Raw genomic sequence first — 9,810 nt, 5'->3', positions numbered from 1 at the left:
CCGTTAGGCCCGACCACGCCGGTCCATCCGGTCGCGAGTGTGAGCGTGACGTCGTTCAGAGTGGAAACGGAATTGGTATATGAAAAAGAGAGACCTGAAAGTCGCACGAACATAGCTGCTCCCACTGAAAAACCCGCGCGCCGAAAAAAAACGCGCGAGCTGTTGTCCGAAGACACGAACGATGGAGTAACTACTTCCGCACGCCTTCAATCTCTCCTGTGTTGGATGTTGTTGAAAATATCCGCGCAGTCGGCGCGAATCAAGCCAGACGCCTGCGCGGCGGGCGGCAGGGGTGACCCCTGCACCCAGTATTAAAAAGAAATCGCGAAATCGCGCGGACGCGTTTTCGCTCTCAGGTTTGGGAGGGGAACAGTGCGACAGCTATTCGATGATCCCATTTGTCGCAATCGAGAGACGATGCCTTCAGTGCATCATCAGGGGATTGAACGCGCCTTCGGTCACCTCGCCGCTGTTGATCACCTGATTGAACTCGTTGTGCGCGGGAACCAGCGAGCGGAAGAACGATCCGCGATTCTCGGGGTGATAGAAACTGCCGGCGAGATCGAACAGGCTGCCGCCCTCCGACGACGGCCGCATCCGCCACAGCGGCATAGCGGTCGCGGTCAGGCCGCTCGAGTCGTAAAACTCAGCTGCCAGCCAGACGTACACTTCGCTGTCTATATAGATGAGAGTCCGCATCGCTGACGGCGATCCTCGCGGCCGCATCTCGAGGATGTACGCGTGGCGGAGTTCGAATGGCTCCTCGCCGAGCGTGAGGCCGTCGGCGCCAGTCTTGAATCCTGCCGGTTCGTCATCGGCCGCAAGGCACGCGAGAATCACGGTGCTGCCGAGCAGGCGATACTGATAGTTCTCGGTCTTGGGCAAAGCATAGGCCCAGTACGGCTGATGGCATCCGCGGCATGCTTCGTTCGGATAGGCCAGGTTCACGGCGATGCGACGGATGCGGCGCGACTCTTCACTGAATGAAAAAAATTCGTCGGGATGCTTCGGGTCGAGGTAACGAACCCAGATACCCGCGCCCTCGCTCGGAGTGCCGGTGATGTCGGTCATCCATCGATTGCATCTCGCCTTCCACTCGACGCCCATCGCGTCGCTGCCGATCGTCGGGCGCGGATCGACGTCGGTGCGATGAGCAAATCTCAGGAACTCGAATTGCTCGCAGGCGTAATCGGCGTCGCTGTTTGGAACGATTTTCAGCGGGCTGGCAGGATCCGATGCGTACGCGTTGCTGCTCCAGGGCGCGATCGAAAAATCATCCGGCATGAACGGTCCCATGTGCCAGTTGTACGCAATTTTCACGGCGCCCTTTGGGTCGCTCGCGTCGATCAGGGGAAACGGCATGCCGGCGACGTAGTTCTTGATGTAGTCGTCGTTGTCGAGCGCGACTTGCGCAGCATACTTTTCGGTGGCGTGCTGAAAGCCTTGCGACCATTCGACGCGCCGCTCAGGTAGCACGCGCATCCGGAACCCATGAGCAATCGCAAACCTGGCAGCGGCCGGGACATAGCGCGCGTACTGATCGACGTTGTCGGCGGCGATAACAGTACCGGGCTTCAGTTCGGCAGCAGCCGCGGGACTCGCCGATGCGTTCGGAGTCGTAGAAGCAGCAGATTGCGCTCGCACCTCGCCGCGCGCCATCAGCGACATTGCAACGATCGAGTAAAGAGTGATTCGAGCGATCAGGCGCATAGCGCGCAGAATCTTAGCTGAACTCTCTCTTCGATTGCTCCCCTTCCCTCGACGAGGGAAGGGGCCGGGGGTTAGGTTGCTCGGCGCGCCGCTCCGCTGGCTGCTACAGACTCTTCAAGAACTCGATGAGGACTTCGTTGATCTCTTTCGGGCGCTCCTGCTGCACCCAATGGCCGGCGCCGGGGACAATCACTTTCTTTTTCAGGTTTGGTGTGAACGCGCCCGCCGATTCGTAGCCGCCGGGAATCATTTTGCCGACTACGTCATGCTCACCGGCGGCGAACACCGCAGGCTGACGCAGCTTCGCACCGTCGAGGAAGGGCGTCAGTTCCCAATTGCGATCCGAATTGCGATACCAGTTAACGCCACCGCGAAAACCCGAGCGCTTGAACTCGCCTGCAAAGAAATCCAAGTCGGCTTCCGTCAGCCACGGCGGCAGCTTGTCCGGCACCATGCCGGTCTCGATAAATTTTTTCGTCTTGGGAAACAGGAACGAGAACTGTCCGTCGCGCGGCGCGTCACCCGACGCGGAGTATAGGACCATCGCCATCGAGCGGCGCGGATCGGCGTCGAGTTCCTTCTCGACTTTGCCCGGCTCCTGGAAATAGAGCTGATAAAAATGCTGGTCGCCGGCGAGAGCCTTCATTCCGTCGGTCGGACGCATTGGACCTCGCGGAAAATACGGAACGCTTAGCAATGCGATCGCGCGAAAGATGTCGGGTCGCAGCAGCGCCGAGTTCCACGCGACCGGCGCGCCCCAATCGTGACCGACGATCACCGCCGAGTCGACGCCAAGACTGTTGACCAGCCCGACGATATCGCCGACCAGGTTCAGGATGTTGTACGACTCGATCGGCGCCGGCGCGTCAGTCTGGCCGTAGCCGCGCTGGTCCGGCGCGACAACACGAAAGCCCGCGCCCGCAAGCGCGGGAATCTGATGCCGCCACGAGTACCACGACTCCGGCCATCCGTGGCACAACACAACCAGCGGCCCGCTGCCCTGCTCGACATAATGCATCCGAATGCCGTTGGTGTTGACAAATTTATGTTGCAGGTCGGCCATCGCGGATGCCTCTTTTTCTTTTAACACCGGGTGCAGGGGTCACCCCTGCCCAAGGAGGTGCGGAACCCACGGCGGGTTCCGCTTAAAATCACGAATGCTTGAGCTTTTTGATTTCTTCGGCCATCTCGGGCACCGCTTTGAACAAGTCGGCGACCAGGCCGTAGTCGGCGACGGCGAAAATCGGCGCCTCCTCATCCTTGTTAATCGCGACGATGACCTTCGAGTCTTTCATCCCCGCCAGATGCTGAATCGCACCTGAAATTCCGACTGCGATGTAGAGTTCCGGCGCAACCACCTTGCCGGTCTGCCCGACTTGCAGGTCGTTGGGCACGAAGCCCGCATCGACCGCCGCGCGCGACGCTCCCATCGCGGCGCCCATCTCGTCGACGAGCGGCTCGAGCACGGTCTTGAAGTTTTCGCCCGACTTGAGACCGCGGCCGCCCGACACAATTATCCGCGCCTCGGTCAGTTGCGGGCGATCGCTCTTGGTCGCGTTGAACGAAACAAATTCCATCTTGAGCGCGGCCGCGTCGATTTCGGCATCCTGCTTTTCGACCGGAGCAACGGCGTCGCCCGGCTTGGCGGCGTCGAATGCGGTCCCGCGCACGGTCAACACCTTGATCGGTCCGTCGAGCTCGACCGTCGCCATCACGTTGCCGGCATAAGTGGGGCGCACGAACGTGTGCTCGTCGTTGATCGCGGTGATTTCCGACGCCATCGGAGCGCCGAGTCGCGCGGCCAGCCGCGGAAACAAATCTTTGCCGATCGCCGTCGCGGTCGCGAGCATGAATTCCGCATTTTCTTTTTTGGCCAGCGCGGCGAGGGCCTGCGCATGCGCGTCGGCGAGATAGTTCTTCAAGGCCGGATGCGCCAGCGCGATCACCTTGGCGACGCCGTACTTGGCGATTTCGGCCGCCGCCGACTCGGGCGCGTCGCCCGCGACGACCGCGATTGCTTTGCCGCCGCGCTTTTTCGCCAGGTCGAGGCCCGCGTGAACCGCAGTCAGCGTAGTCTTGGGGAAATGTCCCCCCTGATGCTCCGCGAAAATCAGAACGTCACCCATTTCAATTCACTCCGGAAAATCGATCGTAAGATCGTTCAAATAACTTTGGCTTCAGTATGAAGAACAGCGACCAGCTCCTGCACTGACGCGACCTTGCGCCCGGCCTGACGCTTGGGCGGCGCGGCCATCGTCTTAATCTTCAGCTTGGGATCCAGATCGATGCCGAGGCTGTCGGCCGCGACCTCCTTCAGCTCTTTCTTGCGCGCCTTCATGATTCCCGGCAGCGACGCGTAGCGCGGCTCGTTGAGGCGCAGGTCGGTGGTGATGACGGCGGGGAGCTTGAACGCGACCGTCTCGAGGCCGCCATCAACTTCACGCACGACCGAGGTTTTTTCGGGCGTTATCTCGACCTTCGATGCGAACGTAGCCTGCGGCCATCCGAGCATCTCGGCGAGCATCTGGCCGACCTGGTTCGAATCGTCGTCGATAGCCTGCTTGCCCAATATGATGAGGTCGGGCTTCTCGTCGCCGGCAATCTTCGCGAGGATTCTGGCTATAGCAAGAGAATCGAGCGCGGTGTCGGTCTTCACCAGGATTGCGCGGTCGGCGCCCATCGCGAGCCCGGTGCGCAACTGCTCCTGCCAAGTCGATTGCCCGACCGTGACGAGCACGACCTCGCCGGTCTGCTTCTCCTTGATACGGAGCGCCTCTTCGATCGCGATTTCGCAAAACGGGTTGATAACCCATTTCACATTGTCGGTCGCGATACCGGTGCCGTCGGGCAGCACGCGAATGGTGGTCGCAGGATCGGGAACTCGCTTGATTGGAACCAGGATTTTCAACGCCTTAACACTCCACGCATGATTTCATGCATCGAAAAGAATCTGAGAACAGAACAGTTGCACAGGGAATCGCCCAGAAAGGCCGATAAACGCAAACTTTCTAACAGCGGCCCGCCAGTCAGTCAAACCATACTAATGAGAGAGCGGCGGCGCAAAGGGCGCAGGAAGGATCCGGGATTCTTCGCTTCGCTCTGAATGACACAAAGACGAGAAACACAAAAACTGGTCAAGCGGGCACGGTGCTGCGATCGCGGAACCCTCACCTACCGGCCGTGCGGCCGGCCGCCTCTTTCGTGAAATAACCGGCGAGGTAATTCCACGCCACTTTCCCCCGAACCTGAGAGCGAAATGTCGTCCTCGACGTTTCGCGATTTCTTAATACTGGGTGCAGGGGTCACCCCTGCCCAAGGAGGCGCGGAACCCACGGCGGGTTCCGCATCTGATTATTCGTTGTAGCCTAGCCGATGTGACAGTTCGCGGCCGGCGTCTAGCAGGCTGGGGGCGATTTCGGCGGTGATTCGTTCCGGGCCGATGCGGTAGGTGGGACCGGCGACCGTGACTGAGCCGACGACTGAGCGGGTGTAGTCGCGGATTGGGACTGCGACCGACGAGACCTCTTCGATGAACTCGCCGGAGTCGGTGGCGTAGCCGTCGCGCGCGACTGCTTCGAGCTGCGCTAGCAGAATTGCGCGATCAGTTATCGTGCGATCGGTGAAGCGCTTCAGAGCGTCGGGGAGCGCGGATTTCAGCTGACCTTCGGCGTCGAAGGCGAGATGCGCCTTGCCGGCTGCGGTACAATGAAGCGGGAGCGTGATTCCGATTGGCGGAGTAATCCGCACGGCGCGATCTTCGGCCTCGGCGGCTTCGAGCGGCACGACGCCGTCGCGACGGACGATCGCGACGTAGGCGCTCTCACGGCATTTTTTGGCGACATCGTTGAGGATCGGGCGCGCTTGCCTAACGAGGCCCATATGATGGATGTAACGGCGACCGAGGTGGAGGCACTTGATGCCGAGGCGATAGTTCTCGGTGGCTTTATTTTGCTCGATGTAACCGCGCGCCTCGAGCGTCGCGAGCAGTCGAAAGACGTTGTTCTTGTGCAGCTTGAGCCGTTTGGAAAGTTCCGTCACGCCGAGTTCATCGACGTCGCCGAAGAATTGTTCGAGCACGTCGAGCGCATGCGCGACGGATTGGATCACGTAGTTGGTTTTATCGCGTCGGACCATTTCTTTTCAGTGACTACTCGGGCGATTCGGAGGACGAGTCGCCCGGATATGTAAAAGTGTTTTACTTTAAGTGGCGGGCGCGAAGTTTGTCAACGATGCTTTGTAAATTCTCTCAAATTCGCGCCAACTAGTTGATATTTAAAGGAAAAGATAACCTATCAACAGGCTCTCAAAACAGGATTTCCGCATGCCCAGACAACTTCCCGCCGATTTTTTCAGACGTGTCGACGACGACGATGATGAGGTATTCTACTCGGTCCCGCGACTCGTCACCCATATCGACGACGGTGCGATCGCGAAGGTCGGCGAGATCTACGCGCAACTGCTGCCGCAGGGCGGCGCGATCCTCGACCTGATGAGCAGTTGGCGATCGCATCTGCCGACGCATATCCGGCCGTCGCGAGTGGTCGGGCTCGGGATGAATCGCGCGGAGATGGAAAATAATCCGACCCTAACCGAAGTCGTCATTCACAATCTCAATCGCGCGCCGCGGATGCCGTTTGCCGACGCCGAGTTCGACGGTGCCGTCGTGACGGTCTCGGTGCAGTACATGACGCGGCCGATCGAGACGTTCATCGAAGTCGCGCGAGTGCTCAAGCCGGGCGCGCCGTTCGTCGTCACGTTTTCAAATCGCTGTTTCCCGACCAAGGCGGTTGCGATTTGGCAGCACCTCGACGACTACGACCATGGCAAGCTGGTCGGCAGCTACTTTATGGAAAGCGGCGCGTTTGAGAATATAGATTTCATAGACCGCAGCGCGCCGACCTCGCCGCCGTCGGATCCGATTTGGGCGGTGGTGGGGTACAAGACGCGCGAGGCAACCACTTGATCAAGAATCGCGGCATGCGTCATCTGGCGCTCAAGGTTTCCGACGTCGAGCGCGCCAAGGATTTCTACGTCCGCGTGTTCGGAATGAAGCTTGTCTGGCAGCCCGACCCCGACAACGCGTATCTGAGCTCGGGATGCGACAACGTCGCGTTGCATCGCGGTGACTATGGCGGCGACGCGCAGCGGCTCGACCATCTTGGGTTTATCGTGCCGACGATCGCCGACGTCGAGGCTGGATATACGTGGGCCAAGAGCATCGGCGTCGAGATAGTGCACGAGCTCAAACACCATCGCGACGGCTCGGTGTCGTTCTACATTCGCGATCCCGACGGCAACGTGATCCAGGCGCTCTACGAACCGACGATCAGCCCGCAGTCTTTTCAATAATTTTTCAGTAAAGGTCAGTTTAAGGTGCGCGAGCGCGCAAATCCTCTGCCATAGGAGAAAACCTCATGATGCTCAAAGGGCGCGCGACCGCCGAAGCCACTGCCAAGTACGCGAGCCGATTCCCCGAGCTGCCGGGAAATTTCCGGCCGGCGCTCGGAGTGTCGGTCTCATCGATTGGAATCGGAACCTACCTGGGCGAACCCGACGAGGAGACCGATCGCGCCTACGAGGAGGCGATCAAGGCGAGTCTGCGCGGCGGGATCAATCTGATCGACACGGCGGTGAACTACCGCTTCCAGCGCAGCGAACGGAATATCGGCAAGGCTCTTGGCGAGCTGGTCGCGGCGGGCGAGATTGAGCGCGAGCAGGTGGTGGTCGCGACCAAGGGCGGGTACATCACGTTCGACGGCGAAGTGCCGCCGAATCCGCGCGCCTGGTTCGAAGAGCATTACGTGAAGACCGGAATCGTGTCGCCCGCCGATCTGGTCGACGGGTCGCATTGCATGACGCCGAAATATATCGGCACGATGCTCGAGCTGTCGCGCAGGAATCTCAATCTCGAGACGATCGACATCTACTATATTCACAATCCTGAGACGCAACTCGAAGCCGTCGACCGCAAGGAGTTCCTTAAACGAACAGCGACGATTTTCGAGTTCCTGGAAGGCGCGGTGGCCAACGGAAAGATCGGCGTCTATGGCACCGCGACCTGGAATGGCTTCCGCGCCGCGCCGACGGAGCGCGGATGGCTGTCGCTCGACGAGCTGATGCGAACCGCGCGCGAGGTGGCGGGCGACGCGCATCATTTTCGCGCGATCCAATTGCCGTACAACCTGGCGATGCCGGAAGCGGTCACGCGATCGAACCAATTCGTGCATGCTGGAAAGGCGACTCCCCTTGCCGCCGCGAAGGCGTTCGGACTCGCGGTCTGCGCGAGCGCGTCGCTGCTGCAGGGGCAGCTATCGCGCGGGCTGCCGCCGATCGTCGCGAATGCATTCGGCGGGTTCAAAACCGATGCGCAGCGATCGATTCAGTTCGTGCGCTCGACGCCCGGCGTGGACGTGGCTCTGGTCGGAATGAAATCGGTCGATCACGTTCGCGACACGCTCGAGACCGCACGCAAGCCGCCGGCTACCGTCGAGGAGCTGATGCGATTATTCCAGCAAGGCGAGGAGCCGTAGCAACATTGGCATCAAACAATTCACCTCACCCCTGACCCCTCTCCCTTCAGGAGAGGGGAATAAGGATCAAAGTTCGACGTGCAGGCGCATCCCGGGGACGACGACCGGGCCGCGCGCGCGATTGTAGCCGGGGTTGTCGATGTATTGGAGGTCCAGCGCCCCGAAAAAACCCGCGTGTATCGGAATCGGAAAGTTGTAGTAGCACTCCATAATTTTCTCAGGACCATAGGAAAGGGCGCCGTCGCCCAGTATGAAGCCCAGTCCGCCCAAAGCTAGATACTGGCGATGTCTCTGCGACAATCCGTTGCCGACGAACGCGACCCCAAACTTGTCCTGCGGCCGATTCCACACAGTGCCGCGGATATCGCCGCCGAATGCAACCGTATCGTTCACCTCGGTGTAGTTGAACGATTCGTGCTCGCTCTCGTTCCATCCGGCGCGCGCGAAGCCGCGGATCGTGTCGGTGAACTCCTGCTCGGCGTTGATGCCAAATCCGTACTTGAGTGTGTTCTGCATCCGATGATCCGTGATCTCCGGCACGGGGGTCTTTCCCGCCTCGAAGAGATCAATTGCCTGATGATAGTCGCCCATGTTCGCGAAATTCGTGAACGCGAGGAATCGAACCGCGGTGAAGCGCTTTGGAATTAATTCCGGACGAACCTCAATTTCGTAGTTCTCCGAGTGCGCATCCTGGAGGTTCTTTTGAAGATTGAGACCGTTGGCGCGCTTCGATATGAGAGCCTCGGCGAAGCGCGCGCCAAAGAATCGATCTTCGTAGTCGATCACGCCGCCATAAGTGTAGCCGCGGGTGTCGGCGGGATAGTCGTAAGCTCCGTTGTTTACGACCGTCCAGTTCATGAACTGGGTATGGCTGTCGTTGGCGACACTGTTGAGGTCGAAGAAATCCACCATCGAGAATTTGCCGATGTGGATATCGAGACGGCGCACGGGGAGCGTGGTGAGGATCGAGAGCGGTCCACGCTCGGCGTCGACCGTTTCATCGCTCAACGGAATGACCAAGCGGTACCAGAGCCGTGCGACATACGGCATTCCGTCCAGATCTCTCGTCGCATCCAGATTTGTCAGACCTGCCAGCCCGGTTGAATCGCTGAGGCCGCTGCCGCTTCCGATTTCAAAATCCGCAATTGCTTCGAGCGTCGGCGACAGCTCGAGGCCGGTGTAGAGTGTGGCTACTTCTGTAGCAGCTTGATCGGATCTGCGATCGAGGCTGTTGGGGCCGCTGTAGTCGGCGTGAAATGGCGGATGCCATTGGAAGATGGTGTTACTTTGCGCCGACAGCCACCACGGCAGCGTGTCCGAATGCGCAAAGAAGGTTTCGCTGCCGGAGGTGTAGTCGTCGATTTCGGCGAGAGCGAGGGACGACGTGACGACGATCGCGCAAAGTAGAAGAGCGGCGCCCGACAAAAATATCCTGACCAACGAGGACACGCCGATCTGTCTTATCGGATCGGTTCGGTCTAAGCGATGCGGGCGGCGGAATTGTTCCTGTCACTCGCCGACACCTGACGCATCGTGGGACTGAGAGCAACGAAAAGCGTAAACTCAAAGC

General features: G+C 59.8%; 9 protein-coding genes. 3 read left to right on the top strand and 6 right to left on the bottom strand.

Going from position 1 to position 9,810, the window contains the following annotated elements; translation table 11 throughout:
* Positions 1 to 423 precede the first annotated feature (423 nt).
* From WB650_RS13630 to WB650_RS13610, 5 genes are all read right to left on the bottom strand, one after another.
* On the bottom strand, positions 424 to 1,710 hold the full coding sequence (locus WB650_RS13630; RefSeq protein ID WP_423960829.1) for a DUF1329 domain-containing protein: 1,287 nt from the start codon (positions 1,708 to 1,710) through the stop codon (positions 424 to 426).
* A gap of 103 nt (positions 1,711 to 1,813) precedes the next feature.
* Positions 1,814 to 2,773 (bottom strand): alpha/beta fold hydrolase, encoded by a 960-nt coding sequence (locus WB650_RS13625; RefSeq protein WP_422305149.1) that lies wholly within the window; start codon positions 2,771 to 2,773, stop codon positions 1,814 to 1,816.
* Between the two features lie 88 nt (positions 2,774 to 2,861).
* On the bottom strand, positions 2,862 to 3,836 hold the full coding sequence (locus tag WB650_RS13620) for an electron transfer flavoprotein subunit alpha/FixB family protein (protein WP_422305147.1): 975 nt from the start codon (positions 3,834 to 3,836) through the stop codon (positions 2,862 to 2,864).
* 35 nt (positions 3,837 to 3,871) lie between these two features.
* A complete protein-coding gene (locus WB650_RS13615; RefSeq protein ID WP_422305145.1) occupies positions 3,872 to 4,618 on the bottom strand; it encodes an electron transfer flavoprotein subunit beta/FixA family protein in 747 nt (248 codons plus the stop codon).
* A gap of 443 nt (positions 4,619 to 5,061) precedes the next feature.
* Complete coding sequence (locus WB650_RS13610) at positions 5,062 to 5,844, bottom strand: IclR family transcriptional regulator (RefSeq protein ID WP_422307317.1); 783 nt, start codon at positions 5,842 to 5,844, stop codon at positions 5,062 to 5,064.
* A gap of 187 nt (positions 5,845 to 6,031) precedes the next feature.
* Between WB650_RS13610 and WB650_RS13605 the strand changes: the two genes are divergently transcribed.
* The 3 genes from WB650_RS13605 (at position 6,032) to WB650_RS13595 (ending at position 8,240) form a co-directional block, all read left to right on the top strand.
* Positions 6,032 to 6,673, top strand: coding sequence for a class I SAM-dependent methyltransferase (locus WB650_RS13605; RefSeq protein WP_423960827.1), 642 nt, complete (start codon positions 6,032 to 6,034; stop codon positions 6,671 to 6,673).
* Positions 6,670 to 7,059: a VOC family protein gene (locus tag WB650_RS13600; RefSeq protein WP_422307321.1), complete on the top strand. Its 390-nt coding sequence runs from the start codon at positions 6,670 to 6,672 to the stop codon at positions 7,057 to 7,059. Before WB650_RS13605 ends, WB650_RS13600 begins: the two co-directional genes overlap by 4 nt.
* A gap of 65 nt (positions 7,060 to 7,124) precedes the next feature.
* Entirely contained in the window at positions 7,125 to 8,240 is a 1,116-nt protein-coding gene (locus WB650_RS13595; RefSeq protein WP_422307323.1) for an aldo/keto reductase, read from the top strand.
* Between the two features lie 66 nt (positions 8,241 to 8,306).
* Here WB650_RS13595 and WB650_RS13590 read toward each other — a convergent pair whose 3' ends face one another.
* Positions 8,307 to 9,680: a carbohydrate porin gene (locus tag WB650_RS13590; protein WP_422307325.1), complete on the bottom strand. Its 1,374-nt coding sequence runs from the start codon at positions 9,678 to 9,680 to the stop codon at positions 8,307 to 8,309.
* Positions 9,681 to 9,810: the final 130 nt, after the last annotated feature.

This window comes from Binatus sp. (SeqCode), assembly GCF_049584895.1.
In the GTDB taxonomy this organism is placed as follows: Bacteria; Desulfobacterota; Binatia; order Binatales; family Binataceae; genus Binatus.
The sequence above is the reverse complement of the archived record's forward strand: the minus strand, read 5'-3'. Positions and strand labels throughout refer to the sequence as shown.

Coding starts and splice junctions, on each gene's coding strand:
- WB650_RS13625 (WP_422305149.1), bottom strand. CDS start 2,773: ATGGCCGACCTGCAACATAAATTTGTCAACACCAACGGCATTCGGATG.
- WB650_RS13630 (WP_423960829.1), bottom strand. CDS start 1,710: ATGCGCCTGATCGCTCGAATCACTCTTTACTCGATCGTTGCAATGTCG.
- WB650_RS13610 (WP_422307317.1), bottom strand. CDS start 5,844: ATGGTCCGACGCGATAAAACCAACTACGTGATCCAATCCGTCGCGCAT.
- WB650_RS13620 (WP_422305147.1), bottom strand. CDS start 3,836: ATGGGTGACGTTCTGATTTTCGCGGAGCATCAGGGGGGACATTTCCCC.
- WB650_RS13605 (WP_423960827.1), top strand. CDS start 6,032: ATGCCCAGACAACTTCCCGCCGATTTTTTCAGACGTGTCGACGACGAC.
- WB650_RS13595 (WP_422307323.1), top strand. CDS start 7,125: ATGATGCTCAAAGGGCGCGCGACCGCCGAAGCCACTGCCAAGTACGCG.